Genomic DNA, 26,709 nt, shown 5'->3' with positions numbered 1-26,709 from the left:
TTTAAAGCAAAATCATAATCTTACACAAAATTAGTTTTCAAATTGTCATATTGATGATTTTTTTTATTTCATCAAGAGTTTTCGACAAAATTAAAGTCCTTATCTAATTTTTCTTGTTCTTTTTTCTTATTTGCTTTAATTTGGCGAATTTTTTGATAAATTGATAAACCAATTCATGCAAAAATACCTAATATAATAACAACACTAAAAATTGTCGTTAATCAAACTGGCATAACTTATTCCTCCTAAAAATCTAATTTTCGCGGCACGCTTCGCGTGTTCGCTACGCTCAAAATAAACTATATTGAATAAATTACCGCTAATAAATTACGCGGATAATTTATTCATCTTCTTTTTCATTATTAATTACAATATTATTTACCGTATTAATAACATTATCTTTTCCATACTTAGTTACTAAGGACCGTAAAATAAAATAATGTTTTCTTTCCATTAAAAAATCAACTCCTTTCTGAGTTGATTTGTTGCACTTCACTTACACGATGCCATAACGGCATGCTATTTCCAACTACAACAGTTGTAATGGCAAAAAAACTTAATATTTTTTTCATAAGATAAAACCTTCCCTTTGTACATTATAAAAATAAATACTTTTTTATTTTAATGAAAAAAAACAAGTAAAACTTGTCTTTTATTGAAATAAAATTCTTGTTAATTAAATTCCTAAATCGGGATAACTTGGTATTTTTGGTTGTTTTTCTTCTGGGTCATTTACCACAACTGCTTCTGTTGTTAACAATAATGCACTAACACTACCAGCGTGTTGTAAGGCATATCTTGTTACTTTAACGGGATCAACAATTCCAGCTGTAATCATGTCTTCTCAGACATTTGTTGCAGCATTATAACCAACATTATTAGGTTGGTCTTTTAATTTATTAATAATGATTGAACCATCAACCCCTGCATTATCAGCAATTTGACGAACTGGTTCTTCAATTGCTCGTAAGACAATATTTAATCCTAATTTTTCCTCTTCATTTAATTTCAAATTAGTTAATTTATGTCCAACTTGAACTAAAGCAGTTCCCCCACCAGCAACAATTCCTTCTTCAACTGCGGCTTTTGTTGAATTTAATGCATCTTCAATTCGAAGTTTTTTCTCTTTCATTTCCGTTTCGGTTGGTGCCCCAACTTTAATAATTCCAACCCCGCCTGCTAATTTTGCTAAACGTTTTTGTAACTTTTCTTGTTCAAATGATGAAGTTGCACTTTTAATTTGACCACGAATAAACTCTTTTCGTGCTTCTAAATCAGCTTTTTTGCAACCGCCTTCAATAATTGTTGTTGTATCTTTTGAAACAATTACTTTTTTTGCTGTTCCCAAATCATCTAAAGTTAATGTTTTAAAATCCATTCCCAATTCACCATTAACAAATTTTGCCTTAGTTAAAATAGCAATGTCTTCTAATAAGTTTTTACGATTATCACCAAATTCTGGTGCTTTAACAACAGCAATATTAAATGCTCCACGCATTTTATTTAGTAATAATGTTGGTAGAACATCACCATCAACATCATCGGCAATAATTAATAATGGTCGTCCTTCTTCAACAATTTTTTCTAAAATTGGTAAAATTTCTTTCATGTTACTAATTTTTTTATCAGTAATTAAAATATAAGGATTTTCAAATTCTGTTAACATTTTTTCACTATCAGTTACCATATATTGTGATAAATAACCTTTATCAAACTGTAATCCTTCGGTGATACTTAATTCAGTATCAATTGTTTTTGACTCCTCAATTGTAATAACACCATCATTACCAACTTTTTCCATAATTTCAGCAATTAAATTACCAATTTCTGGATCTTTTGAACTAACACTAGCAACTTGAGCAATTTCTGCTTTAGTCTTAATTTGTTTTGCTGATTGTTGTAATAATTCCACAATTGCTTTAACTGTTTTTTCAATTCCATTTCGAATTGCTACCGCATTAGCTCCAGCAGTAATATTTTTTAATCCTTCTTTAACAATTGCTTGTGTTAAAACAATTGCTGTTGTTGTCCCATCACCAGCTACATCATTTGTTTTATTTGCTACTTCAGCAACTAATTTTGCTCCCATATTTTCAAAATGATTACTTAATTCAATCTCTTTTGAAATAGTAACACCATCATTTGTAATTAATGGTGAACCATATTCTTTTTCTAATAAAACATATTTTCCTTTTGGTCCTAATGTTACTTTAACAGCATCAGTTAATTTATTAATTCCGTTAATTAACATCATTCTTGCATCTTCTGAAAATTTAATTGATTTTGCCATAATTTGATTCCCCCTTTAAAGTCTATTATTTAATAATAGCTAAAACATCTTCGACAGAAATTAAAACTAATTTTCTATTATCATATTCAACTTCGGTTCCAGCATATTCACGATAAAGAACTTTATTATTAATTTTTCCTTCAAATGCTTGTTCTTTTTCAACTTCGGTACTAATTGCAATTATTTTTCCGATATGACTTTTGCTTTTCTCATCTTCTTGTAAATAAATTCCATTAATAAAAGTTTCCTCTTTTTCTTCTTTTGCTAAGACAATATTTTTGCCTAATGGTTTTATCATCAAAAATCCCTCCTTATTTATAATTTTAGCAAATGGCATATGTAACTGCCAATAATATATTTAACAAATTTTATTAATAAATGCAAGTGTTTTTGTCTTAGAAACAGAAAAAAACAAACTGTAGTTTGTTTTTTTATTTTAAATAATTATTTAAATTTGTAGAATAAACGATGAAATAGGACAAAAAAATCGACCCTTATTGGGTTGATTTTTTTTATTTAAAAATTAACTCTAAAAATTAAATATATTGGTTCTACAATTATTTAATTTTACAATTACATATTTTTAGTGGAAGGTTCCCCAACTCGGCATTTTGTCAGTAAAGAAACCAATAGAACTGTTAACTTGTTTTTTTTCATTAAAATAAAAAAGTATTTATTTTTATAATGTACAAAGGGAAGGTTTTATCTTATGAAAAAAATATTAAGTTTTTTTGCCATTACAACTGTTGTAGTTGGAAATAGCATGCCGTTATTAGCTTGTCGCCATAAAAATGACAGTAATAATGACAACAATGATATTCCTGAAAAACTTCGTAGTATGATTAATACAACAGGGTTGCTAACAAAAATTTCCTTATTAGCACGTTATGAAAATTTAAATTTTAACCCAAGTGAACTTGTGCGAAGTTTATATGCTCCAGCAGCATATTGAAAATCAATTCCAAGTATTTATACTTACAATAATCAAAAAATTAATTTATCAAAATTAATTCAAGATTTTAACAACAATTAAAATAAAATGATTGCCCACACAAAAAATGCTGATCCGAAGTCAACGCGTGAACAATTATTACCACAAGGCATCGTGTAAGTGAAGTGCAACAAATCAACTCAGAAAGGAGTTGATTTTTTAATGGAAAGAAAACATTATTTTATTTTACGGTCCTTAGTAACTAAGTATGGAAAAGATAATGTTATTAATACGGTAAATAATATTGTAATTAATAATGAAAAAGAAGATGAATAAATTATCCGCGTAATTTATTAGCGGTAATTTATTCAATATAGTTTATTTTGAGCGTAGCGAACACGCGAAGCGTGCCGCGAAAATTAGATTTTTAGGAGGAATAAGTTATGCCAGTTTGATTAACGACAATTTTTAGTGTTGTTATTATATTAGGTATTTTTGCATGAATTGGTTTATCAATTTATCAAAAAATTCGCCAAATTCTAGGAAAGAAAAAAGATAAAAAAGAAATTGAAAATAAGGAGGATAAGAAATAATGTTAGGTATGTATTTAACAACAGCAATTAATTTTTTAGCAGTTGGTGATAAACCTACTATTTCAGATGGAATGGGTTCTATTTGAAGTGGTTTAGGGCAAGCAATGATGGAAGTTAAAGAAGCAATTTATGCTGTATTACCACAATTAATGACCTTTTTAGGTGATGCGTGAATTATTTTAATTCCATTTGGTATTTTTGTTATCATTAAGATTTTAAACTTTTTCCGTGTTATGGTTAAAGGATTTTAATATTTATTATTACTGATCATATATCTTAGCTATGGCACACTAGCTTTTATGTGAGTTGATTAAATAATTTTGTTGTTTATTTTTGTATTACACACTGTCTATAAGTTATTATTGAAATTATTAGTAATGAAATAATTGTTTTAAAGTAGGATTTAATAAAAATAAGAATATTTTTATTAAGGGTCATATTAATAGTAGTTTTGGAATATAAATTTTTATAATATTCTTTATAAATATATCTACTTTCTTTTTAAAATTTGTAGGCAGTGTGTAGTGCAAAAATATCAATTTAATTATAAATGATTAATTTTATATTTTAATAACTATTATCTTTAATTTTGTCGAAAACTCTTGATATTTATAAAATATACCTAAAATTAGGTATATTTTTAATATATAGAGGTAAATAAATGATGAAAAAAATAATTACAGAATTAATAAATAGCTTAACAGATGATCAATTTTTAGAATTTTATGAAAAAATAAAACAACAAGCAGACTTAATTAAAAAACAAAAACGTTTAAATGAAATTGATCAAAAATTTAGAGATAAAGGCATTATATGTCCTAATTGCAAATCTTTTCATTGTGTTAAAAATGGTCATAATTCCGAAGGAAAACAAAAATATTTATGTAAAAAATGTCGTGCTAGTTTTGATGCATTTCGTCATCATTTTACTTATTGAAGTCATTTAAATTATGAACAGTGAAATTTATTAATTCAAATTTCATTGTTAGGACAATCTAGTAAAATAATTTCTCGTTTTATTAAAACAACCCCAAAAACCGCTTGATATAATCGACAAAAATTAATGCAATCAAAACAATTAGAAAATACACAGTTAAAATTTAAAAAATTAAATGGTCAAATCCAAATGGATGAAACATTTATTAAAGAAATTCATAAAGGCAATTTTAAAGATAAATTTGATAAACGAAAAACTCATCTCGATCCATTTTCAACTGATACCAAATGCTGTATTCAAATGGCAGTTGATAGCAATAATAATATTTTTGTTCAATCCACCAATACCAAAAGATTACAAAAACAATGGATTATTGAAAATATGAATAAGCAACTAATTAAAGAAAAATCAATAATTATTTCTGATATGCAACCACTATATTTATTAGTAGCAAAACAAACAAATTCTACTCTATATTCCACCAAAACTAGTACAAACCCTGATACTAGTTATCAAAAGTTAAATAAGATTAGTAAATTACAATCCAGTCTTAAAGAAGCCTTAATTCATTATCATGGTTTGGGTTTCACTAATATTCAAAATTATTTAAAGCTCTGAAAATGAAAATACCAACACAAAGGTTTAACACCAAACCAACAATCAACGGTATTATATTTTAACGTTTAAAAAATTTAAAGCAAAATCATAATCTTACACAAAATTAGTTTTCAAATTGTCATATTGATGATTTTTTTTATTTCATCAAGAGTTTTCGACAAAATTAAAGACTATTATTAAAAATTAAATAGTATTTTTCAGTGTGTCAATTTTTATTATTTTATATATTTAACATTGTTAATAACATTGTTTATTAAACATTAAATAAACAATATATAGCATTATGTATAACATTGTTAATAATCAGTGTTTTTATCAATAAGTAAACAATATATAAACATTAAATATAACATTGTTTATTAAATAAATATTTAGTTAGGAGTTGATAAAATTGAGTAATTTTGTTAAGAAAAATCAAAATATAGAAAATTATTTTATTCGTAAAGAGTTGATAGTTTTTGAAACAGAAAAAGCAATTTTTATAAATTTACCTAATCATAATCGTCATATTGGTTTTTGGTTGAGTAATAAATTTATTTATCAGAGTGAAAAACACTCAGAACAAGTAGCAATCGGTTTGATTTATGATAATTCTTATCCTATTGTAAAATATGATGAAAATTTAAAACGTCATGTGTGAAAATATTTAACTGGAGCAGAACTAATCAATTTGTATAATCAATACAAATAAAATTATTTTACACAAATGAAAAAAGCAATATTTCCTGGTGAACCTCAAAAAGTAAAAACAACTAACAATAATTTAACAAATTGAAGTGATGAAAAAGTAGATAAATTAATTAATGATTTGAAGGACTTAAATTAATGGGTTTATATGATTATTGAGTTCAATTTGTTAGTTATATTATTGGTTCAAATGCTCCTGAATTTTTATATGTCATATCATTTGTATTATTTATCGTTTTATTTTTGGGGATGTTTTTTAAACTTATTCAGAAAATGTGGAGTTTTTAAATATGCAAAATGATTGAGAAAAATTAAAAGAGTTTTTTATTTATGTATTTTTGTTTATAGATAAAACGAATGTTGAAATTATTACAACTTGAAATTTAACTCAAAATGAATATTTAACTCTTATGATTGGTATTTGAATTGTGATTTTATTTTTAACGTGGTTTTTATTGTGAATGGTTTTTAAAATAGTTGGGTATTTTAAGTAATGAAAAAATTTATATTTTTCGTAAAAAATTATTGTTATATTAGTGGTTCAATGATTTTGTTTAGTTTAATTGATTTATTACTTTGAATAATTTCATTAAATTATACTGGTTTAGTATTCTGATTATTGTTTGCTTTGCAATGTGTTTATTTTGTCTGATGAGTTTGAAAAAATATATTTTATCAGTTGAATGCTTTTCGTTTAGTTTACTTTATTTGAGATAATCCGTTATCAGTAATTATTGGTAAGTTAGGGACGGGAAAAACTTTACTTTTAACTTATTTATCACAAACTATGAAACTATTAACAGATAAGATTTATAGTAATTATCCGTTAGAAGATGATAAAGTTAAAGTTTTAACATTTAAAAATTTAGATTTTACAGATAGAACAAAACCAGTTACCCCAGATGATAGTGTTATTTTATTTGATGAAAGTTATTTATATATTGATGGAACTAGTCCCCACGATGAGAAAAAAGTTCATAGTGGTAAAATTCCGTGAATTGTATTAGCAAGACATTTTGGTAATCGTGCTTTATTTACTGCTCAGCGTGAGGGTATGATTTTAAATAATATTCGACAATTAGCAAGTGGTATTATTATTCCAATTTCATTTAAAAAACCTATTGCTAAAAAAGGATTTAATTTTTTTAATCGTTTCTTTATTATGCGAATTGGTATTTTTCAAGATATTACAGATTATGAAATTTGAAAAACAAAATCAGTAGAACGAACAGCCGAAGGTAAACGAGCAAAACATAAGTCGGATGTTGGGTTAGGAATTCGGTTTTTTAAAATAATTATTCCATTAGAATTTGCACAGAAATATGATAGTAAATGATTAAAGTTTGTTCGTGATTTAAAAAATGATGAAATAGTTAATTATAAAGAATATTATTGGTCAGAAATTACTAAATTAAGTGTTAAAGAGCGTTTAGCATTGTTTGATATTGATATTTTGAAAAAAAATTTAAAACCTAAAAAAGAAAAAGGAAGTGATAAAGATGATTAATTTATTATCAGAAAGTAATAATTGAGATAAGATTTTTAGTTTTATTTTTGATGTATTTTTGTTTATTTTTGATGTAATTTGAAATACTAAATTACCAATGACAAATACAACTATTGCTTATTTTATTATCTTTTTTATGGTTGTTAAGTTGTCTATTTATGCAATTCACGGAACAAGAACGCAATATAACGAATTAGGTTCAACTGTTAAAAACAGTACATCAAAATTGTATGCTTCAACAGTACGTGGTGTTAAAAAAGCACATAAGGCTAATAAAAATGGTCGGTGAAAGGAAACAGATTAATGATTAGATTAGTTTTATTAGTTGCTGCAATTGCTATTTTTGGTACTAGTTTTATTACGGTGATTATAAATCAATTAACATCAGCAAAAAATATCATTATGGATTTATATAACTCAGATACTTTTTTACTTTCTTTGTTTGGTAAAATGGCAATTTTGTTTAGTCATCCATTAATGTTAACAATATCAAGTTTATATATTGTTGGGTTTATTGTTTCAAAAACATTGTATAGTTAGGGGTTGAATTATAAATATGAAAAAATCATTATCTTTATTTGCCATATCTATTTTAGGTATTTTAGGTTTAATTATTCCATTTATTACTTTAACAGCATTTAAACCCTTAAATCAGCAGAATTATACTGTTAATTAACAAACAATGGGAATGAATGAAACTGATTTTATTAATACAATGTTTTTACGCAGTAGTTTTTTTGAAAACTGGTCTGAAACAAATTACTTTATTAATCCAACTCTAAAAACATCACAAACATTAACTTATAATGATAAATGATATTTAGACTTTTTAAAGAATAGTTATTCAACGGGAATTTCATTTGATAAGCCTAGTGATGAGTTTATGGATTTATATAAAAATTGAGATACTTATGCTAAACAATATAATATTGATAAATTCTATGATGTTGATAAAAAACAATTTTTAAAAGAATTAACTAATTTTTCTTATTCTTTTGCTAAGTATTTTAATACTGTGGAAGTTATTAATAAATTAGAAAGAGGTATTGATAATTTACAATTAGTTAAAATGATTAATGAGTTTTGAATACAAATTCCTAGAACACAGGCACCTAATAAAGAATTTTTAACTGCTACTAATAAATGATATTTTTATGGAGAAAAAAGAAATGGTCAATATTTGCTTACAAAATTTTATTTTGATAATAATTTTATTAAAAATCAAAATTTGTTATGACAACACTTAAAAAATGATTCAGATTTTATTTGAAACTATAATTTAGTATATCGTTGAGATGGAAACGGTGAACCAGAATTACCCGTTGTTGATAATGATGGCAAATTAAAATGATATACTGAATATTATCAAAATGTTCGTTCTTTTTTGCTTAAATATATTGATGTTATTGTACAAGAAAATATCCGAATTCAGCAAGGTGGTAATCCTGATTATGATGATCCAAATTTGGGTAGTGAAAGAATAATTTTTGATTTTGAAATTATTAATAATATGGAAAAATTAGATTGAAAACCTGATGTTATTTTAACTAGAAAATCAATTTATCGGATGATTTCTTTAATTTTGTCGAAAACTCTTGATGAAATAAAAAAAATCATCAATATGACAATTTGAAAACTAATTTTGTGTAAGATTATGATTTTGCTTTAAATTTTTTAAACGTTAAAATATAATACCGTTGATTGTTGGTTTGGTGTTAAACCTTTGTGTTGGTATTTTCATTTTCAGAGCTTTAAATAATTTTGAATATTAGTGAAACCCAAACCATGATAATGAATTAAGGCTTCTTTAAGACTGGATTGTAATTTACTAATCTTATTTAACTTTTGATAACTAGTATCAGGGTTTGTACTAGTTTTGGTGGAATATAGAGTAGAATTTGTTTGTTTTGCTACTAATAAATATAGTGGTTGCATATCAGAAATAATTATTGATTTTTCTTTAATTAGTTGCTTATTCATATTTTCAATAATCCATTGTTTTTGTAATCTTTTGGTATTGGTGGATTGAACAAAAATATTATTATTGCTATCAACCGCCATTTGAATACAGCATTTGGTATCAGTTGAAAATGGATCGAGATGAGTTTTTCGTTTATCAAATTTATCTTTAAAATTGCCTTTATGAATTTCTTTAATAAATGTTTCATCCATTTGGATTTGACCATTTAATTTTTTAAATTTTAACTGTGTATTTTCTAATTGTTTTGATTGCATTAATTTTTGTCGATTATATCAAGCGGTTTTTGGGGTTGTTTTAATAAAACGAGAAATTATTTTACTAGATTGTCCTAACAATGAAATTTGAATTAATAAATTTCACTGTTCATAATTTAAATGACTTCAATAAGTAAAATGATGACGAAATGCATCAAAACTAGCACGACATTTTTTACATAAATATTTTTGTTTTCCTTCGGAATTATGACCATTTTTAACACAATGAAAAGATTTGCAATTAGGACATATAATGCCTTTATCTCTAAATTTTTGATCAATTTCATTTAAACGTTTTTGTTTTTTAATTAAGTCTGCTTGTTGTTTTATTTTTTCATAAAATTCTAAAAATTGATCATCTGTTAAGCTATTTATTAATTCTGTAATTATTTTTTTCATCATTTATTTACCTCTATATATTAAAAATATACCTAATTTTAGGTATATTTTATAAATATCAAGAGTTTTCGACAAAATTAAAGGATGATTTTAACAATTGATGAAAATAAAAATATTATTGCTGGTAGTTTAGAATTAACACATTTTAAACAATATTGGGATGGTAATAATGCAAATAGTTATCGGTATACTGATGATTTAGGTTTTTTGTTTACTTTTATGAAAGAAAAAGAAGATACTTTTAATTTTAGTGCTGAAACATATAATTATAATCAAGGTAATTCTCCTAATATTGGTAAAATGGTTTTTGAACAGATGAAAGGTCAAATTGATATTAATAAATTTTTAAAAGCCTTTTTTACCCATGCTTTGGTACCTGTTTTTCAAAATCGTAGTAATTTTATTGAAAGTGGTTATATTGATAATTTACAGTATGATACTGTTTTAATTAATTTTTTTGGTTTAAAATTGATTAATTTTAGAGATGTTTTAATTGATGAAACTAATACTAATAAAAATCAATTTGAAAAACTATTAAATAGTATGTTTACGGTTTCCCAAAATTTTTATAAAGATTATTTACGTACCATTTTTGATTTAGAAAATGATACTTATGTACAAGGATATAATAAAAAATATGGTTTATTAGCAAATAATGGTTTTAAAATTTATCCTCGTTATTTTTATTTTTCTGATAAATACAATCAATTAGACATTAAATTGTATTCAGCATTTAAAAATCGTTTTTATAATACTAATTATGGTAATGTATTTAATTATGATTTTTCAGTTGCAAATAATTATAATATTAATCAAAATGAAGGTTATATTTTTGAAGGTGCTTTAAAAGATAAATACGGTTTAAAATACAAAAAAATTGAAGAACAAAAAATCGGTTATAATGTTTTTGAATTACAAGCCCAAAAAGAAAATGATATGTACCGTTATTATGATTTTAATTTTGGAATTTATAACTGACAAGAAATAAATAATGGTGGATTATTTCCCGATAGTCAGTGATGACAAGCCCAATATGAAAGTTGTAGTTGATATAATTTAGCGTGTCATATAAAAAATGCTGCAATTTGAATTGTAAATAATATTCCCGGTGTTAAACAAGTAAACGAATTAGCAAGCGGTGTTGGTAAAATATTTCAAACAATATATAGTTTTTTTAGTCAAACATTTGAGGTATGAAAATTTAGTCCAGCATTATATAATACAATAACAAATATATTCCTATTAATTATCTTTATGAAGTTTGTTCTATTAATTTAAAAAAGGACTTGTTAGTCCTTTTATTCTTTTCAATCAATTATTAGTCCTGTGTCTTTATTAATTTTTGGTATTTGTGGTTCATTGTTTTTATTTCAACGATATACTAAATTATAGTTTCAAATAAAATCTGAATCATTTTTTAAGTGTTGTCATCAAGTGTTTTGATTTTTAATAAAATTATTATCAAAATAAAATTTTGTCGTTATATAATTATTTTCATATTTATTTATATAAAAATATCATTTATTAGTAGCAGTTAAAAATTCTTTATTAGGCGCCTGTGTTCTAGGAATATTAGTTCATTTGCTATTTTCTGGTAGTTGTTGTTGTTCTGGTGTAGGTTTATTACCCCCCCCGTTTTCATTATTATTTGGTTTTTCACAACTAATTAATGTTGTTGTACTTGTTGCTGTTAATCCGATTACTCCTAAAATACTTAGTAACTTTTTCATATTTTACTTCTCCTTTATTAAAATTACTTGAATGCTATAATTGATTTTATCATATATCAATAATGTATTAAATAATTTTAATATTAAATTTATAAATTAATGAAAGGTATATAAATGTTATGTATAGTCATTTAAGTTTTATTGATAGGGTTAAATTGGAAAAATTATTATTATCAAAATTATTTTTAAAAAAGAATGGTGAAATAAATATTGCACAGATTGCTAAATGTTTGAACAGAAATAGTAGTACTATTTTGCGAGAAATTAAGCGTTTTAAAACTATTGATGAATATAGTGCTTATAAGTCAGATAAAATGTATTATGAGAAAAGAAAAAAGAATAATAAAAGATATAAGTTTACAGAAGAACAATTAAATTTTATTAATATAAGATTTAATGTTTATCGTGATTCTCCATCACAACTTATTCATCGTTATTTTCTAAAGTTTGGTATCAAATTTCCTGCCTGTCTTAAAACATTTTATAAATGAATTCGTTTGGGTTTTTATGGTTTTTTAAAACAGAATTTACGTCATCGTGGTAAAAAATTTAAAACAAAAAAGAGAAAAGATGATCGTGGTAAATTAATTAATTTTAAATCAATATGAGATATTGAGAATAAAGAGACTGATGTTGGTTGATTTGAAATGGATACCGTAGTTGGAAAAGAGCATCAATCTAGTAATTTCGTTTTAGTTGAACAAAATAGTAAAAGTTATTTTGTTATGAAATTAAAAAATCATACTGCTAATGAAGTTGTGTAAAAGTTTAAAGATATTGTTATAAGTAATAATTTATTTGGGAAAATTAAAGGAATAATAACTGATGGAGGAAAAGAATTTAGTAAATGAAGAGAATTAGAAATATTTGCTGAAACACAAGTTTATTTTTGTGACCCTGGTAAACCACAACAAAAACCATTAATTGAATATATGAATTCTGAACTTAGACAATGATTTCCTAAGGGAACTGATTTTAATAATGTTAGTCAACAAAAAATAAATTGAGTAGTTAATGTTATAAATGATAAATTAAGGCCTGTTCTTAATTGAAAAACAGCAAAAGAGGTATTTTCAGATAATTTTAAATAGGTTTATTTGAAGTAATTTAATAAATTATTTTTTAGTATGCTTAATTTTCCTTAAAATAAAATAAAAACTATAAATATTTTGATTTTTAAAAATTTATAATTGATTTTTTACTTTAATTTTGTCGAAAACTCTTGATATTTATAAAATATACCTAAAATTAGGTATATTTTTAATATATAGAGGTAAATAAATGATGAAAAAAATAATTACAGAATTAATAAATAGCTTAACAGATGATCAATTTTTAGAATTTTATGAAAAAATAAAACAACAAGCAGACTTAATTAAAAAACAAAAACGTTTAAATGAAATTGATCAAAAATTTAGAGATAAAGGCATTATATGTCCTAATTGCAAATCTTTTCATTGTGTTAAAAATGGTCATAATTCCGAAGGAAAACAAAAATATTTATGTAAAAAATGTCGTGCTAGTTTTGATGCATTTCGTCATCATTTTACTTATTGAAGTCATTTAAATTATGAACAGTGAAATTTATTAATTCAAATTTCATTGTTAGGACAATCTAGTAAAATAATTTCTCGTTTTATTAAAACAACCCCAAAAACCGCTTGATATAATCGACAAAAATTAATGCAATCAAAACAATTAGAAAATACACAGTTAAAATTTAAAAAATTAAATGGTCAAATCCAAATGGATGAAACATTTATTAAAGAAATTCATAAAGGCAATTTTAAAGATAAATTTGATAAACGAAAAACTCATCTCGATCCATTTTCAACTGATACCAAATGCTGTATTCAAATGGCAGTTGATAGCAATAATAATATTTTTGTTCAATCCACCAATACCAAAAGATTACAAAAACAATGGATTATTGAAAATATGAATAAGCAACTAATTAAAGAAAAATCAATAATTATTTCTGATATGCAACCACTATATTTATTAGTAGCAAAACAAACAAATTCTACTCTATATTCCACCAAAACTAGTACAAACCCTGATACTAGTTATCAAAAGTTAAATAAGATTAGTAAATTACAATCCAGTCTTAAAGAAGCCTTAATTCATTATCATGGTTTGGGTTTCACTAATATTCAAAATTATTTAAAGCTCTGAAAATGAAAATACCAACACAAAGGTTTAACACCAAACCAACAATCAACGGTATTATATTTTAACGTTTAAAAAATTTAAAGCAAAATCATAATCTTACACAAAATTAGTTTTCAAATTGTCATATTGATGATTTTTTTTATTTCATCAAGAGTTTTCGACAAAATTAAAGATTTTTTATGATTTTTATTGTATTATTTGACTAATAAGATTTGTTGCACTTCATTTTACATAATCCCAAACCTTAAAAAACATTTATTTCCTAGGAAAAATCACCCCAAATGCAACTACCATTCAAAGTTTTAATACTATTATTAACAAATATGTTATTGGTATGACAATTATTAATCCTGGTGAAAATGATCCGTTATATCCAAATTATCAACAATTATCATCGTGGTTTATTTAAAAAGATAATCAATATCAAACCAAATCCTGAATTATGATAAAATAATACCAGAAAGGAAAGATAACGATGTCAAATAAAGTATTAGTAATTTATGGAACTGTTAGTCCTAATGATAAATCATATTCAAAAGCGTTAGCAGCTCGTTTTATTAAACATTATCAAGCATTAAATGCAAATGATGAAACTATTCATTTAGATTTAAATAATACCGCAATGGCTTTAAAAACATTAACGCGTGATAACTTTGATAGTTATTTTAATGCCGAAGATGCCGATGTTTATATTAACCAATTAAAAGAAGTACAAAAGGTTATTGTTGTTTGTCCAATGAATAACTTTAATGTTTCTGGGTTAATGAAAAATTATTTAGATCATGTCTTAGTTGCTAACAAAACATTTTCATATAAATATTCAAAAAAAGGGAATTCGATTGGATTACTACCACATTTAAAAGTTCAAATCTTAACAACCCAGGGAGCACCTTTTGGATGATATCCATGAGGAAACCATACTGAATATTTAAAAGGAACTTGAGAATTCGTGGGAGCAACAGTTAATAAACCAATTTTAGTAGCGGGAACAAAAGTACCTCCAACAAGTTCATTAGCACCAGATGAATTAATTGATCAATATGATGAAGAAATTCAAAAAGTTGTTAAAACATTTTAAATAAAATAACATAATAAAAAACTCAATTTTAAATTGAGTTTTTTATTTTATCGCAAATTAATTAAATATTTTATCTCAAAGGCTACGTTTTTAATTTTTAATTTTATCTAAATCAGCCTTCACTTTATTAAGTTCTTTTGTTTTATTTTGTAAATCATATTCCAACTTATTTTTTTCTTCAATCGTTTTATTTAATTCGTTTTGCGTTGCTTCTTTTTCTTGTGTCATCTTTGTTAACGCTGTTGTCAGCGCTGTTACTTTTTTCTCTAACTCGGCTGTCTTTTGATTTGCTTGATCTAATTTAGCTTTTAAATCATTTATTATTGTATTTAAATCATTTAATGCTTTCTCATGATTCTTTATTAACTCTTCATTTTTACCTTGTAACTGTTTTAGTTCTTCTTTGAATTTATCAACTTCCGCCGTTTTATCCGTTAGATTTTTTTCTAAATTGGTTTTTTCTTGTTCTAAATTAGATAATTGTGCTTTAACAGCTGTTAATTCTTTAAGACAATCACCACAATCTAACTAGTAGTAATGCAAATAATAAATATGGAGTTAATTGTTATTTTAATAAAAACCTTTAATTTTGTCGAAAACTCTTGATGAAATAAAAAAAATCATCAATATGACAATTTGAAAACTAATTTTGTGTAAGATTATGATTTTGCTTTAAATTTTTTAAACGTTAAAATATAATACCGTTGATTGTTGGTTTGGTGTTAAACCTTTGTGTTGGTATTTTCATTTTCAGAGCTTTAAATAATTTTGAATATTAGTGAAACCCAAACCATGATAATGAATTAAGGCTTCTTTAAGACTGGATTGTAATTTACTAATCTTATTTAACTTTTGATAACTAGTATCAGGGTTTGTACTAGTTTTGGTGGAATATAGAGTAGAATTTGTTTGTTTTGCTACTAATAAATATAGTGGTTTCATATCAGAAATAATTATTGATTTTTCTTTAATTAGTTGCTTATTCATATTTTCAATAATCCATTGTTTTTGTAATCTTTTGGTATTGGTGGATTGAACAAAAATATTATTATTGCTATCAACTGCCATTTGAATACAGCATTTGGTATCAGTTGAAAATGGATCGAGATGAGTTTTTCGTTTATCAAATTTATCTTTAAAATTGCCTTTATGAATTTCTTTAATAAATGTTTCATCCATTTGGATTTGACCATTTAATTTTTTAAATTTTAACTGTGTATTTTCTAATTGTTTTGATTGCATTAATTTTTGTCGATTATATCAAGCGGTTTTTGGGGTTGTTTTAATAAAACGAGAAATTATTTTACTAGATTGTCCTAACAATGAAATTTGAATTAATAAATTTCACTGTTCATAATTTAAATGACTTCAATAAGTAAAATGATGACGAAATGCATCAAAACTAGCACGACATTTTTTACATAAATATTTTTGTTTTCCTTCGGAATTATGACCATTTTTAACACAATGAAAAGATTTGCAATTAGGACATATAATGCCTTTATCTCTAAATTTTTGATCAATTTCATTTAAACGTTTTTGTTTTTTAATTAAGTCTGCTTGTTGTTTTATTTTTTCATAAAATTCTAAAAATTGATCATCTGTTAAGCTATTTATTAATTCTGTAATTATTTTTTTCATCATTTATTTACCTCTATATATTAAAAATATACCTAATTTTAGGTATATTTTATAAATATCAAGAGTTTTCGACAAAATTAAAGCATATTTCCACAAATATTATTTACAGTTTCATTATATTCTTTTCTATTATGGTAACAATGTCTTTAATTATAATTTTCTAAATATCAACTTTGTTTCAAACTTTTAAAAAAATAACGTAAATAATTTGCAAAAAAGAAGAGGGGTAAGAACAAAGAGTTCTTTGTTCTTACTTTGAAATTTGGTATAATTATGTTAACTAAAAGGTGATAAAATGCAAAATAACAAATTTAATTATTACAATTGAGCAAACAATAAGTGAGCAAAGAAATGACGAATGTCGAATGAGGTTAAACAACGATTATTTACCCTGAAGGGAAAAATTCATTTTGTCCCATTGTGAAAACCAGCAGAAATAACAGTTGATCTTGATAATCATCAGTTAATTGTTCCAAAAAATTTAGCATTTTTAATGCAAAAATATCAATTACCACAAACATCGTATTATCTTTTTAAATATCATAATATTAATAATCTAATGTTAGAATGTAATTATATTATTAGTAATTATTCAACTATTATTGAAGCTAAAATTGATCAAAAGGTTATTTCCTTACAATGATCATTATCATATGGTGCTTATTTCTTTAAGAAAATTACCAATTATATTTTAGATCAAGATACCATTTTAGAAACATATCGTGCAACAAAAACCCGAAAACAACGATTGCTATTTCGTCATAAAAACCAACATGCTTTTAACAAAACAAAATGAAAGGAAGAATAAACTTTAATGAAAATGCGCTTAGACCAATTATTAGTTAATCATAATTTAGCACCTTCACGTGAAAATGCAAAAGCAATGATTTTAGCTAATAATGTTTTAGTTAATAATGTTCCAGCTTTAAAAGCTGGTGAATTAGTCGATGTTGATAGTCTTATTACCTTACGAGGAGAACCATTAAAGTATGTTTCTCGTGCTGGTGAAAAATTAGCAAAGGGATTAGAAGCCTTTCAAATCAACGTTGATAATCTGATTTGTCTTGATATTGGTTCATCAACTGGTGGTTTTACTGATTGTTTATTACAAAATAATGCAAAAAAAGTTTATGCTGTTGATGTTGGTACTAATCAATTAGCATGAAAATTACGAAATAATCCCCAAGTAGTCTCGTTGGAAAAAACTAACTTTCGTTATGTTACAAAACAATTATTTGAACCCGATCAAATTGAATTTGCTTGTTGTGATGTTTCTTTTATTTCGTTAGATAAAATTATTCCACCGTTAAAAGATATTTTATTATTAGATCATTATGCCTTTTTCTTAATTAAACCCCAATTTGAAAGTACAAGAGAAACAGTTCATAAGGGAAAAATAAATAGTAAGGAAGCTCATCAAAGGGTCATTGAAAAAGTAATTAATTTAGCTCTCACAAACGGTTTTAGTATTATTAACCTAGATTATTCACCAATCTTAGGTAATAAGAAAAAAAATATTGAATTTATTTGTTTATTACAACGAACAACAACTCCGGTTAATCATTTGTCTGATTGCAAAATTATGGAAATTGTTGAAAATGCTTGAAATTCTTCTTTAATTTTGTCGAAAACTCTTGATGAAATAAAAAAAATCATCAATATGACAATTTGAAAACTAATTTTGTGTAAGATTATGATTTTGCTTTAAATTTTTTAAACGTTAAAATATAATACCGTTGATTGTTGGTTTGGTGTTAAACCTTTGTGTTGGTATTTTCATTTTCAGAGCTTTAAATAATTTTGAATATTAGTGAAACCCAAACCATGATAATGAATTAAGGCTTCTTTAAGACTGGATTGTAATTTACTAATCTTATTTAACTTTTGATAACTAGTATCAGGGTTTGTACTAGTTTTGGTGGAATATAGAGTAGAATTTGTTTGTTTTGCTACTAATAAATATAGTGGTTGCATATCAGAAATAATTATTGATTTTTCTTTAATTAGTTGCTTATTCATATTTTCAATAATCCATTGTTTTTGTAATCTTTTGGTATTGGTGGATTGAACAAAAATATTATTATTGCTATCAACTGCCATTTGAATACAGCATTTGGTATCAGTTGAAAATGGATCGAGATGAGTTTTTCGTTTATCAAATTTATCTTTAAAATTGCCTTTATGAATTTCTTTAATAAATGTTTCATCCATTTGGATTTGACCATTTAATTTTTTAAATTTTAACTGTGTATTTTCTAATTGTTTTGATTGCATTAATTTTTGTCGATTATATCAAGCGGTTTTTGGGGTTGTTTTAATAAAACGAGAAATTATTTTACTAGATTGTCCTAACAATGAAATTTGAATTAATAAATTTCACTGTTCATAATTTAAATGACTTCAATAAGTAAAATGATGACGAAATGCATCAAAACTAGCACGACATTTTTTACATAAATATTTTTGTTTTCCTTCGGAATTATGACCATTTTTAACACAATGAAAAGATTTGCAATTAGGACATATAATGCCTTTATCTCTAAATTTTTGATCAATTTCATTTAAACGTTTTTGTTTTTTAATTAAGTCTGCTTGTTGTTTTATTTTTTCATAAAATTCTAAAAATTGATCATCTGTTAAGCTATTTATTAATTCTGTAATTATTTTTTTCATCATTTATTTACCTCTATATATTAAAAATATACCTAATTTTAGGTATATTTTATAAATATCAAGAGTTTTCGACAAAATTAAAGAAATTCTTTACTATCTTAATTAACTTTTAGGATATAATATTATCGGAACAAGAATGGAGGGTCAGAATTTATGGCTAAAGGAACAATGAGTGGCGATGTCGCAACATTAATTGCATCAAATTATCTTAAAGTTGGTGATACATTAACATTCAAAGCAGACACTGTTAAATGAAAGGACTTTGAATTAACAAATCTTAAGAAAGAATATAAAGTTATTTCCTCAATTCCCAGCATTGATACTAGTGTTTGTTTATTACAAACAAAACAATTTAATGAAACAATTCTTAATAAATATCCCGCTGTCCAATTAATAACAATTTCCCGTGATTTACCATTTGCCTTACAACGGGCATGTGAATCATTTGTTAATCCCGAACATATTTTATTATCAGATACAAACTATCGTGAGTTTGGTCACAAAACAAAGTTATACTTTGAATTTAATAATTTACTAGCCCGTAGTGTGATAGTACTTGATCAAAATAACCAAGTTATTTATCTCCAAATAGTATCACCAGTTAGTTCTGAACCAAATTATCAAGACACTTATCATTTCTTAGATACTTTGGTAAAATAATAGGTACCCCTTAAAAATGGGTAACTATTATTTTAAATTAAAACTTTCCAAATTATTTCATTAAGAAAATAATTATCATTATTATTAAAAAAATAACATTGTTAATTTTTTCTAAAAAATATATACTATTTGTTGTATTAACCCTAATTATAATTTTTATCATCCATCATAATATGGCAAATTTATCCATTAACAGATATTTTTTTGATAAGAGAGGTGTTTATTACAAGTATTTTATGAAAGGAGAACACAAAAACCATGGCTTTCGAAAATAACAATACAAACGAAACTAAAAAGAGATTAGCGATGCCAGACAGTGTCTTCATTGGTTGTGAACAACATGCTAATGACTGCCCAAAATGTGCGGCAATGCAAGAATCACAAAAGTCAATTTTAACATGTCAAATGTGTGAACAACCGGTTTTTTTCTGTCGCTCAAAACCTTGTGAGTATAAATTGCATTGTACCAATCCAGAATGTATTAAATCAAAACATAACTTTGTTTTTATTGGTAAAAACAGTACTAAAACAAAAAGGTATCAAGATCAACAGTTTCAAAAATAAAGTTTTAAAAATAAATAATTAATGACTAAATAATATCAAAACCATAACCTTCTTTTTTAGTAAAGAGGGTTTTTATTATGACAAAATAGATTAATTCTAAACAAAATAATAAAAATATTGGAAAAATTTTAAAAAATAAAGAAAAAAGTCTTGCAAAAAAAAAAAAAAAATATTATTAAAACAGATAGTTAAAATAGAAAGCACAACAAGACGGATATTAAATTATTGTTATAGCATTATATTTTATTAAGTAATACTAACAACCTTGAAAAATTAGATAACCATACTAAAACCTTAATTTGAGGGGGAGTAATTGCAGTTAGTATTATTTTTATTGTTGTTTTTTTTATCAATTCATTTTTTTACTGACAAAATAAGAATAATCAACGCCACACACAACGATTAGGGGTAACGCGTGAGCGTGGTGTTTTATTTGAAATTAGACGAAATATTTTCTTAATTCTAACTTCATTATTTGCAATTTCCTTAGATGTTGGTATTTTCACTATTATTAAGATAAATGTGTAATTTTTAACTATTAACAAAACTAATAAAACACAAAATTACTTTTTAACAGAAAGAGAGGAAACGTAATGCAATATTTGCAAAAATTAGGAAAAGCGCTTCAATTTCCAATTGTTGTGTTGCCCGTTGCCGCATTGTTACTAAGGTTAGTGGGGGTAATGAACGATGTATCAATCAACCCTGACCTATCCCAAACCGGACCATTATCAGCAATTTGATACATTGGCTCGATTTTTCAGGCAGTTGGAAACGCAGCAATTAGTAACTTAGCGCCATTATTTGCAATTGGATTATGATTTGGAATGGCCAAAGACTTTCGTGGGGAAGCCTGCTTTGGTGGCATTTTTTGGATGAGCTGTAATTGAAGGATTAATGGGAATTGTTCCCCAATGATATTACAATAACGCATTATTAGGACACACCCCAATTGGTAATTTCCAAGATAATCAATTTTGAGCAATCCCACATTCACAAATTTTATATGTCTTTGATTTTAGCGTCGGAGACACAATCAAAGGTTATGGTGCCAAATATAACATTAGTATGGGGGTCTTTGGTGTAATTTTAGCAGGATGTCTTGTTGCTTTAATTTACAATAAATATTCAAATGTAAAATTACCAGCAGCATTAGGATTTTTCTCAGGACGTCGTTTTGTCCCAATGGTGACTGCTGCTTACTTCTCTTGGTTGGAACATTTGCTTTAGCAGCAATTTGACCTTGATTTCAATTAGGATTACAGTATCTAGGTTATGGTTTAGGAGCAATCCCACCATTAGGAGCATTCTTCTATGGGATTTTTAACCGGTTATTGTTACCATTTGGTTTACACCAAGTATTGAACACTTATTTATGGTTCCAACAACCAATTATTGGTCATTTAATGAACTACCAAGGAACGAACTTATGACAAGTTGTTAATGGGGTTTTACAATGAGCTGATTATTCAATTAGTAAAGATGGTGTTTTAACAATTAACGGTTGAACTTCAACTGGTGTTATTACAACAATGAACGGAGATATTACTGCCTTTTTAGGTAAATTATATGCTGATGCTAAATTTGGTTTAGCCGGGGGGAGTGGGATGTTCCAAGCAGGATTCTTCCCAATGATGATGTTTGGATTACCAGCTGCCTGTGCCGCAATGATTTTATCAATTAAAGATAAAACTCGTCGTGCTGAATATGCTGGGATTCTAGGATCAGCTGCTGGAGTATCATTCTTAACAGGAATTACAGAACCAATTGAATTCTCATTTGTTTTCTTAGCACCAATATTATTAGGATTACATGCTTTACTAACTGGGGTCTTTGCCGCATTAACAGTTGGATTTGGAATTAGGGTTGGATTTGGCTTTTCAGCTGGATTCATCGATTGAGCTGTTTCAATGAAAACATCATGAGATATGGCCGCAATTTCATCAAACTTACAATCAGGAGTTTATAAAGTATTAGGAAATCCATTAATGATTATTCCAATCGGAGTCCTTGAAGGAGCGGCATACTTCTTTAGTTTTAAATACATTATTAAAAAAATGAATTTATCTACACCTGGTCGTGAAGACGAAGCCGCTATGATTGCAAAATCATTAGGAAAAAGTGTTGAAAAACACGCGAAGAAAAAAGCATTGCAAGAACAACAAACAGCAAACGTTACAGTTGTAACAACAAGTGGCAATGTTAATGTTCTTTTGCAAACCAATGGTGCTAATAAACGAATTGACATTCAAAAAGATCCAGACGGACCATTAAAATTAGCACAAGTTATTTATGATGCAATTGGCCATGACAATTTAGTTAAAGTTGACAACTGTATGACCAGATTACGATTAACCGTTGAAGACAACACTAAAATTAATCAACAACCAATTAAAGAGGCTGGGGTCGCCGGAATGGTTTTAGTTTCAAAAACAAAAGGAATCCAAATCATTATTGGCTTAAATGTTGAAGCGGTTGCAACAAAACTATCAGAAATTTCTGGTAAATAACTTTAATTTAATATTTCTTAAGAAAAATGTTTATCTTTGATAAACATTTTTTAGTTCCAAGCAAAAAACAAAGGATTATCATCCCTTAATTTTAGTTTTTTAAGATATGTAAATTGTAAATGCCAAATCATAAAAAGTTAACTATTAATTTAGTTAACTTTTTTAAGTTAATTATAGGAGGTTGAAATTATGCAAACAAAGCAATATTTAATTTTGCGGTCATTAGTGAAAAAGTATGGTAAAGATATTGTTATTAATACTGTCAATAAGATTGTAAAAGATATTGAAATTAAAAAGTAAAAGAATAAATTATTCCGCGTAATTTATTAGCGGATAATTTATTCAATAATGTTTTTTAAGTGGAGCAAAGCGACAACGAGCGGAGCGAGTTTGCAAATTTCAATTTTTTAATTTATTGAAAGGAGATATATTATGCCAGTTTGATTAACGACAATATTTAGTGTTGTTATTATATTAGGTATTTTTGCGTGAATTGGTTTATCAATTTATCAGAAAATTCGCCAAATTCGAGGTAAGAAAAAAGATAAAAAAGAAATTGAAAACAAGGAGGATAAAAAATAATGTTAGGGATGTATTTAACAACAGCAATTAATTTTTTAGCAGCAGATACGCCACCTACTATTTCAGATGGAATGGGTTCTATTTGAAGTGGATTAGGGCAAGCGATGATGAAAGTTAAAGAAGCAATTTATGCTGTATTACCACAATTAATGACTTTTTTAGGTGATGCGTGAATTATTTTAATTCCATTTGGTATTTTTGTTATTGTTAAAATATTAAACTTTTTCCGTGTTATGGTCAAAGGATTTTAGTAATAAGAAACTAAGGCACACTAGTTTATTTATTTTTTATTAATTTATTTTGTATAACTATTATTTTAAAACTTAATAGTATTTTTCAGTGTGCCAATTTTTATTATTTTTATATTTAACAATGTTTATTAAACAATAGATAAACAATATTTTAACATTATTTATAACATTGTTAATTAAAAAAAATGTTTATTAAGGAGTTGATAAAATTGAGTAATTTTGTTAAGAAAAATCAAAATATAGAGAATTATTTTATTCGTAAAGAATTCATAGTTTTTCAGACTGATAAAGCTTCATTTATAAATTTACCTAATCATAATCGCCATATTGGTTTTTGATTAAGTAATAAATTTATTTATCCGAGTGAAAAACATTCAGAACAAGTAGCAATTGGTTTGATTTATGATAATTCTTATCCTATTGTAAAATATGATGAAAATTTAAAACGTCATATTTGAAAGTATTTAACTGGAACAGAATTAATTAATTTGTATAATCAATATAAACAAAATTATTTTAATCGTATGCACAAAGCATTATTTTCAAATGAACCTAAAAAAGTAAAAGTAAATAATAACAATAATAATTTAACAAATTGAAGTGTTGAAAAAGAGCAAGAATTAATTAATGATTTAGAAAGTTTAAATTAAATGAGTTTATATGACTATTGAGTTCAATTTGTTAGTTATATTTTTGGTTCAAATGCCCCTGAATTTTTATATGTTATATCGTTTGTATTATTTATCGTTTTATTTTTTGGGATGTTTTTTAAACTTATTCAAAAAATGTGGAGTTTTTAAAAATGCAAAATGATTGAGAAAAATTAAAAGAGTTTTTTATTCATGTCTTTTTGTTTATAAATAAAACAAATGTTGAAAGTATTACAACTTGGACTTTGACACAGAATGAATATTTAACTTTGATGGTTGGTGTTTGAATTGTTATTTTATTTTTAACTTGGTTTTTGTTATGAATGATTTTTAAAATAGTTGGGTATTTTAAATAATGAAAAAGTTTGTATTTTTCTTAAAAAATTATTGTTATATTAGTAGTTCAATGATTTTGTTTAGTTTAATTGATTTGTTATTTTGAATAATTTCATTAAATTATACTGGTTTAGTATTTTGATTATTATTTGCTTTGCAATGTGTTTATTTTGTATGATGAGTTTGAAAAAACATATTTTATCAGTTAAATGCTTTTCGGTTAGTAAGTTTTGTTTGAGATAATCCGTTATCAGTTATTATTGGTAAATTAGGAACCGGAAAAACTTTACTTTTAACTTATTTATCACAAACTATGAAATTATTAACAGATAAAATTTATAGTAATTATCCGTTAGAAGATGAGAAAGTTAAAGTTTTAACATTTAAAAATTTAGATTTTACAGATAGAACAAAACCAGTTCCCCCTGATGATAGTGTTATTTTATTTGATGAAAGTTATTTATATATTGATGGAACTAGTCCTCACGATGAGAAAAAAGTCCATAGTGGTAAAATTCCGTGAATTGTTTTAGCAAGACATTTTGGTAATCGTGCTTTGTTTACAGCACAGCGTGAGGGTATGATTTGAAATAATATCCGACAATTAGCAAGTGGTATTATTATTCCAATTTCACTTAAAAAACCGATTGCTAAAAAAGGATTTAATTTTTTTAATCGTTTCTTTATTATGCGAATTGGTATTTTTCAAGATATTACGGATTATGAAATTTGAAAAACAAAATCAGTAGAACGAACAGCAGAAGGTAAACGAGTAAAACATAAGTCAGATGTTGGTTTAGGAATTCGGTTTTTTAAAATAATTATTCCGTTAGAATTTGCACAGAAATATGATAGTCAATGATTAAAGTTTGTTCGTGATTTAAAAAATGATGAAATAATTAATAACAAAGAATACTATTGGTCAGAAATTACTAAATTGAGTGTTAAAGAGCGGTTAGAATTGTTTGATATTGATATTTTGAAAAAGAATTTAAAACCTAAAAAAGAAAAAGGAAGTGATAAAAATGATTAATTTGTTGTCAGAAAGTAGTAATTGAGATAAGATTTTTATTTTTATTTTTGATGTTTTTTTGTTTATTTTTGATGTAATTTGAAATACTAAATTACCAATGACAAATACAACAATTGCTTATTTTATTATTTTTTTTATGGTTGTTAAGTTATCAATTTATGCAATTCACGGCACAAGAACACAATATAACGAATTAGGTTCAATAGTACAAACGGGGGTATCAAATATTTATTCTGCGACTGCTCGTGGAGTTTCAGATACTAAACAAGGTATGCAAAAACATATTACAGAGCGTAAACAGTTTAAAATTAATCGTAATAAACAACAATTATCAAGTTTAGCAAAACAAGCAAAAACAAGAGAACAAGGATATCGGAGAGTGCATAAATAATGATTAGACTAGTTTTATTGGTTGCGGCAATTGCTATATTTGGTACTGGTTTTATTACAGTTATTATTAATCAATTAACATCAGCAAAAAATATTATTATGGATTTATATAACTCAGATACTTTTTTACTTTCTTTATTTGGTAAGATGGCAATTTTGTTTAGTCATCCGTTAATGTTAACAATATCAAGTTTATATATTGTTGGGTTTATTGTTTCAAAAACATTATATAGTTAGGAGTT

The 26,709-nt window shown here is 25.5% G+C and carries 32 protein-coding genes and 5 pseudogenes; 28 read left to right on the top strand and 9 right to left on the bottom strand.

What is annotated here, in order from left to right:
- Positions 1 to 20: 20 nt before the first annotated feature.
- From AACK91_RS01345 to AACK91_RS01335, 3 genes are all read right to left on the bottom strand, one after another.
- Positions 21 to 233 (bottom strand): hypothetical protein, encoded by a 213-nt coding sequence (locus AACK91_RS01345; protein ID WP_338963591.1) that lies wholly within the window; start codon positions 231 to 233, stop codon positions 21 to 23.
- A 443-nt stretch (positions 234 to 676) separates the two neighbouring features.
- The gene (groL, locus tag AACK91_RS01340; RefSeq protein WP_338963590.1) at positions 677 to 2,290 is read right to left on the bottom strand and encodes a chaperonin GroEL; all 1,614 of its coding nucleotides are present in this window, start codon (positions 2,288 to 2,290) and stop codon (positions 677 to 679) included.
- 25 nt (positions 2,291 to 2,315) lie between these two features.
- The gene (locus tag AACK91_RS01335) at positions 2,316 to 2,588 is read right to left on the bottom strand and encodes a hypothetical protein (protein WP_338963589.1); all 273 of its coding nucleotides are present in this window, start codon (positions 2,586 to 2,588) and stop codon (positions 2,316 to 2,318) included.
- Positions 2,589 to 2,999: 411 nt separating this feature from the next.
- On the opposite strand from AACK91_RS01335, the gene AACK91_RS01330 reads away from it, so the two are divergent.
- The 11 genes and pseudogenes from AACK91_RS01330 to AACK91_RS01280 all read left to right on the top strand — a co-directional run.
- On the top strand, positions 3,000 to 3,323 hold the full coding sequence (locus tag AACK91_RS01330) for a hypothetical protein (protein WP_338963588.1): 324 nt from the start codon (positions 3,000 to 3,002) through the stop codon (positions 3,321 to 3,323).
- A gap of 78 nt (positions 3,324 to 3,401) precedes the next feature.
- Positions 3,402 to 3,557 carry a hypothetical protein gene (locus tag AACK91_RS01325; protein WP_338966611.1) on the top strand — a complete coding sequence of 52 codons (156 nt, stop codon included), beginning with the start codon at positions 3,402 to 3,404 and terminating at the stop codon, positions 3,555 to 3,557.
- A 107-nt stretch (positions 3,558 to 3,664) separates the two neighbouring features.
- Positions 3,665 to 3,814 (top strand): hypothetical protein, encoded by a 150-nt coding sequence (locus AACK91_RS01320; RefSeq protein WP_338963587.1) that lies wholly within the window; start codon positions 3,665 to 3,667, stop codon positions 3,812 to 3,814.
- On the top strand, positions 3,814 to 4,065 hold the full coding sequence (locus AACK91_RS01315) for a hypothetical protein (RefSeq protein ID WP_338963586.1): 252 nt from the start codon (positions 3,814 to 3,816) through the stop codon (positions 4,063 to 4,065). Before AACK91_RS01320 ends, AACK91_RS01315 begins: the two co-directional genes overlap by 1 nt.
- 410 nt (positions 4,066 to 4,475) lie before the next feature.
- Complete coding sequence (locus AACK91_RS01310; protein WP_338963247.1) at positions 4,476 to 5,438, top strand: IS1/IS1595 family N-terminal zinc-binding domain-containing protein; 963 nt, start codon at positions 4,476 to 4,478, stop codon at positions 5,436 to 5,438.
- Between the two features lie 322 nt (positions 5,439 to 5,760).
- Positions 5,761 to 6,195 (top strand): annotated as a pseudogene (locus AACK91_RS01305) (DUF3627 domain-containing protein).
- A gap of 151 nt (positions 6,196 to 6,346) precedes the next feature.
- The gene (locus AACK91_RS01300; protein WP_338963585.1) at positions 6,347 to 6,550 is read left to right on the top strand and encodes a DUF2649 family protein; all 204 of its coding nucleotides are present in this window, start codon (positions 6,347 to 6,349) and stop codon (positions 6,548 to 6,550) included.
- Entirely contained in the window at positions 6,550 to 7,563 is a 1,014-nt protein-coding gene (locus AACK91_RS01295; RefSeq protein ID WP_338963584.1) for a hypothetical protein, read from the top strand. Before AACK91_RS01300 ends, AACK91_RS01295 begins: the two co-directional genes overlap by 1 nt.
- Positions 7,556 to 7,816, top strand: a pseudogene (locus AACK91_RS01290) (hypothetical protein); the annotation flags it as partial. The gene AACK91_RS01295 and the pseudogene AACK91_RS01290, both read left to right, overlap by 8 nt.
- Positions 7,817 to 7,866: 50 nt before the next feature.
- Positions 7,867 to 8,103: a hypothetical protein gene (locus AACK91_RS01285; RefSeq protein ID WP_338963583.1), complete on the top strand. Its 237-nt coding sequence runs from the start codon at positions 7,867 to 7,869 to the stop codon at positions 8,101 to 8,103.
- Positions 8,104 to 8,119: 16 nt separating this feature from the next.
- Positions 8,120 to 9,181 (top strand): annotated as a pseudogene (locus tag AACK91_RS01280) (spiroplasma phage ORF1-like family protein); the annotation flags it as partial.
- Between the two features lie 56 nt (positions 9,182 to 9,237).
- Here the strand turns inward: AACK91_RS01280 and AACK91_RS01275 are convergent.
- Positions 9,238 to 10,200, bottom strand: a complete 963-nt coding sequence (locus AACK91_RS01275) for an IS1/IS1595 family N-terminal zinc-binding domain-containing protein (RefSeq protein ID WP_338963247.1) — start codon at positions 10,198 to 10,200, stop codon at positions 9,238 to 9,240.
- A 78-nt stretch (positions 10,201 to 10,278) separates the two neighbouring features.
- Between AACK91_RS01275 and AACK91_RS01270 the strand changes: the two are divergent.
- A pseudogene (locus tag AACK91_RS01270) lies at positions 10,279 to 11,475 on the top strand (spiroplasma phage ORF1-like family protein); the annotation flags it as partial.
- A gap of 20 nt (positions 11,476 to 11,495) precedes the next feature.
- On the opposite strand, the gene AACK91_RS01265 reads toward AACK91_RS01270, so the two are convergent.
- Positions 11,496 to 11,927: a lipoprotein gene (locus AACK91_RS01265; RefSeq protein WP_338963581.1), complete on the bottom strand. Its 432-nt coding sequence runs from the start codon at positions 11,925 to 11,927 to the stop codon at positions 11,496 to 11,498.
- A gap of 119 nt (positions 11,928 to 12,046) precedes the next feature.
- Here AACK91_RS01265 and AACK91_RS01260 point away from each other — a divergent pair.
- From AACK91_RS01260 to AACK91_RS01250, 3 genes and pseudogenes are all read left to right on the top strand, one after another.
- Positions 12,047 to 13,018, top strand: a pseudogene (locus AACK91_RS01260) (IS30 family transposase).
- Between the two features lie 190 nt (positions 13,019 to 13,208).
- Positions 13,209 to 14,171, top strand: a complete 963-nt coding sequence (locus AACK91_RS01255; protein WP_338963247.1) for an IS1/IS1595 family N-terminal zinc-binding domain-containing protein — start codon at positions 13,209 to 13,211, stop codon at positions 14,169 to 14,171.
- A gap of 403 nt (positions 14,172 to 14,574) precedes the next feature.
- On the top strand, positions 14,575 to 15,177 hold the full coding sequence (locus AACK91_RS01250; RefSeq protein ID WP_338963580.1) for an FMN-dependent NADH-azoreductase: 603 nt from the start codon (positions 14,575 to 14,577) through the stop codon (positions 15,175 to 15,177).
- 90 nt (positions 15,178 to 15,267) lie between these two features.
- Here AACK91_RS01250 and AACK91_RS01245 read toward each other — a convergent pair whose 3' ends face one another.
- Complete coding sequence (locus tag AACK91_RS01245; RefSeq protein WP_338963579.1) at positions 15,268 to 15,405, bottom strand: hypothetical protein; 138 nt, start codon at positions 15,403 to 15,405, stop codon at positions 15,268 to 15,270.
- A gap of 453 nt (positions 15,406 to 15,858) precedes the next feature.
- Positions 15,859 to 16,821 (bottom strand): IS1/IS1595 family N-terminal zinc-binding domain-containing protein, encoded by a 963-nt coding sequence (locus AACK91_RS01240; RefSeq protein WP_338963578.1) that lies wholly within the window; start codon positions 16,819 to 16,821, stop codon positions 15,859 to 15,861.
- Between the two features lie 292 nt (positions 16,822 to 17,113).
- Here AACK91_RS01240 and AACK91_RS01235 point away from each other — a divergent pair, with 292 nt between their 5' ends.
- Positions 17,114 to 17,626, top strand: a complete 513-nt coding sequence (locus tag AACK91_RS01235) for a hypothetical protein (RefSeq protein WP_338963577.1) — start codon at positions 17,114 to 17,116, stop codon at positions 17,624 to 17,626.
- Positions 17,627 to 17,632: 6 nt separating this feature from the next.
- On the top strand, positions 17,633 to 18,526 hold the full coding sequence (locus AACK91_RS01230) for a TlyA family RNA methyltransferase (RefSeq protein ID WP_338963576.1): 894 nt from the start codon (positions 17,633 to 17,635) through the stop codon (positions 18,524 to 18,526).
- A 5-nt stretch (positions 18,527 to 18,531) separates the two neighbouring features.
- Here the strand turns inward: AACK91_RS01230 and AACK91_RS01225 are convergent, their stop codons facing one another.
- Positions 18,532 to 19,494 (bottom strand): IS1/IS1595 family N-terminal zinc-binding domain-containing protein, encoded by a 963-nt coding sequence (locus AACK91_RS01225; RefSeq protein ID WP_338963247.1) that lies wholly within the window; start codon positions 19,492 to 19,494, stop codon positions 18,532 to 18,534.
- Between the two features lie 150 nt (positions 19,495 to 19,644).
- Between AACK91_RS01225 and AACK91_RS01220 the strand changes: the two genes are divergently transcribed.
- Together AACK91_RS01220 and AACK91_RS01215 are read left to right on the top strand one after the other, a co-directional pair.
- Positions 19,645 to 20,151: a redoxin family protein gene (locus AACK91_RS01220; RefSeq protein ID WP_338963569.1), complete on the top strand. Its 507-nt coding sequence runs from the start codon at positions 19,645 to 19,647 to the stop codon at positions 20,149 to 20,151.
- Positions 20,152 to 20,409: 258 nt separating this feature from the next.
- Positions 20,410 to 20,715 (top strand): hypothetical protein, encoded by a 306-nt coding sequence (locus AACK91_RS01215; protein ID WP_338963570.1) that lies wholly within the window; start codon positions 20,410 to 20,412, stop codon positions 20,713 to 20,715.
- A 547-nt stretch (positions 20,716 to 21,262) separates the two neighbouring features.
- Here AACK91_RS01215 and AACK91_RS01210 read toward each other — a convergent pair.
- The gene (locus AACK91_RS01210) at positions 21,263 to 21,550 is read right to left on the bottom strand and encodes a hypothetical protein (RefSeq protein WP_338963571.1); all 288 of its coding nucleotides are present in this window, start codon (positions 21,548 to 21,550) and stop codon (positions 21,263 to 21,265) included.
- Positions 21,551 to 21,576: 26 nt separating this feature from the next.
- Between AACK91_RS01210 and AACK91_RS01205 the strand changes: the two genes are divergently transcribed.
- From AACK91_RS01205 to AACK91_RS01165, 9 genes are all read left to right on the top strand, one after another.
- A complete protein-coding gene (locus AACK91_RS01205) occupies positions 21,577 to 21,945 on the top strand; it encodes a PTS transporter subunit EIIC (protein ID WP_338963572.1) in 369 nt (122 codons plus the stop codon).
- Positions 21,924 to 23,225, top strand: a complete 1,302-nt coding sequence (locus AACK91_RS01200) for a PTS transporter subunit EIIC (RefSeq protein ID WP_338963573.1) — start codon at positions 21,924 to 21,926, stop codon at positions 23,223 to 23,225. Before AACK91_RS01205 ends, AACK91_RS01200 begins: the two co-directional genes overlap by 22 nt.
- 432 nt (positions 23,226 to 23,657) lie before the next feature.
- On the top strand, positions 23,658 to 23,807 hold the full coding sequence (locus AACK91_RS01195) for a hypothetical protein (protein WP_004027793.1): 150 nt from the start codon (positions 23,658 to 23,660) through the stop codon (positions 23,805 to 23,807).
- Entirely contained in the window at positions 23,807 to 24,058 is a 252-nt protein-coding gene (locus tag AACK91_RS01190) for a hypothetical protein (RefSeq protein ID WP_126821078.1), read from the top strand. Before AACK91_RS01195 ends, AACK91_RS01190 begins: the two co-directional genes overlap by 1 nt.
- 209 nt (positions 24,059 to 24,267) lie before the next feature.
- Positions 24,268 to 24,708: a DUF3627 domain-containing protein gene (locus AACK91_RS01185; RefSeq protein WP_338963574.1), complete on the top strand. Its 441-nt coding sequence runs from the start codon at positions 24,268 to 24,270 to the stop codon at positions 24,706 to 24,708.
- A gap of 152 nt (positions 24,709 to 24,860) precedes the next feature.
- Complete coding sequence (locus AACK91_RS01180; protein ID WP_126821076.1) at positions 24,861 to 25,064, top strand: DUF2649 family protein; 204 nt, start codon at positions 24,861 to 24,863, stop codon at positions 25,062 to 25,064.
- Complete coding sequence (locus AACK91_RS01175) at positions 25,064 to 26,077, top strand: hypothetical protein (protein WP_338963280.1); 1,014 nt, start codon at positions 25,064 to 25,066, stop codon at positions 26,075 to 26,077. The genes AACK91_RS01180 and AACK91_RS01175 overlap by 1 nt, the downstream gene beginning before the upstream one ends.
- Positions 26,070 to 26,468: a hypothetical protein gene (locus AACK91_RS01170; protein ID WP_338963575.1), complete on the top strand. Its 399-nt coding sequence runs from the start codon at positions 26,070 to 26,072 to the stop codon at positions 26,466 to 26,468. The genes AACK91_RS01175 and AACK91_RS01170 overlap by 8 nt, the downstream gene beginning before the upstream one ends.
- A complete protein-coding gene (locus tag AACK91_RS01165) occupies positions 26,468 to 26,704 on the top strand; it encodes a hypothetical protein (RefSeq protein ID WP_004027616.1) in 237 nt (78 codons plus the stop codon). Before AACK91_RS01170 ends, AACK91_RS01165 begins: the two co-directional genes overlap by 1 nt.
- Positions 26,705 to 26,709 lie beyond the last annotated feature (5 nt).

It is taken from the genome of Spiroplasma endosymbiont of Sarcophaga carnaria (assembly GCF_964019595.1).
GTDB classification, from domain to species: Bacteria; Bacillota_I; Bacilli_A; order Mycoplasmatales; family Mycoplasmataceae; genus Spiroplasma; species Spiroplasma poulsonii.
This window is presented reverse-complemented; position numbering and strand designations above follow the sequence as displayed.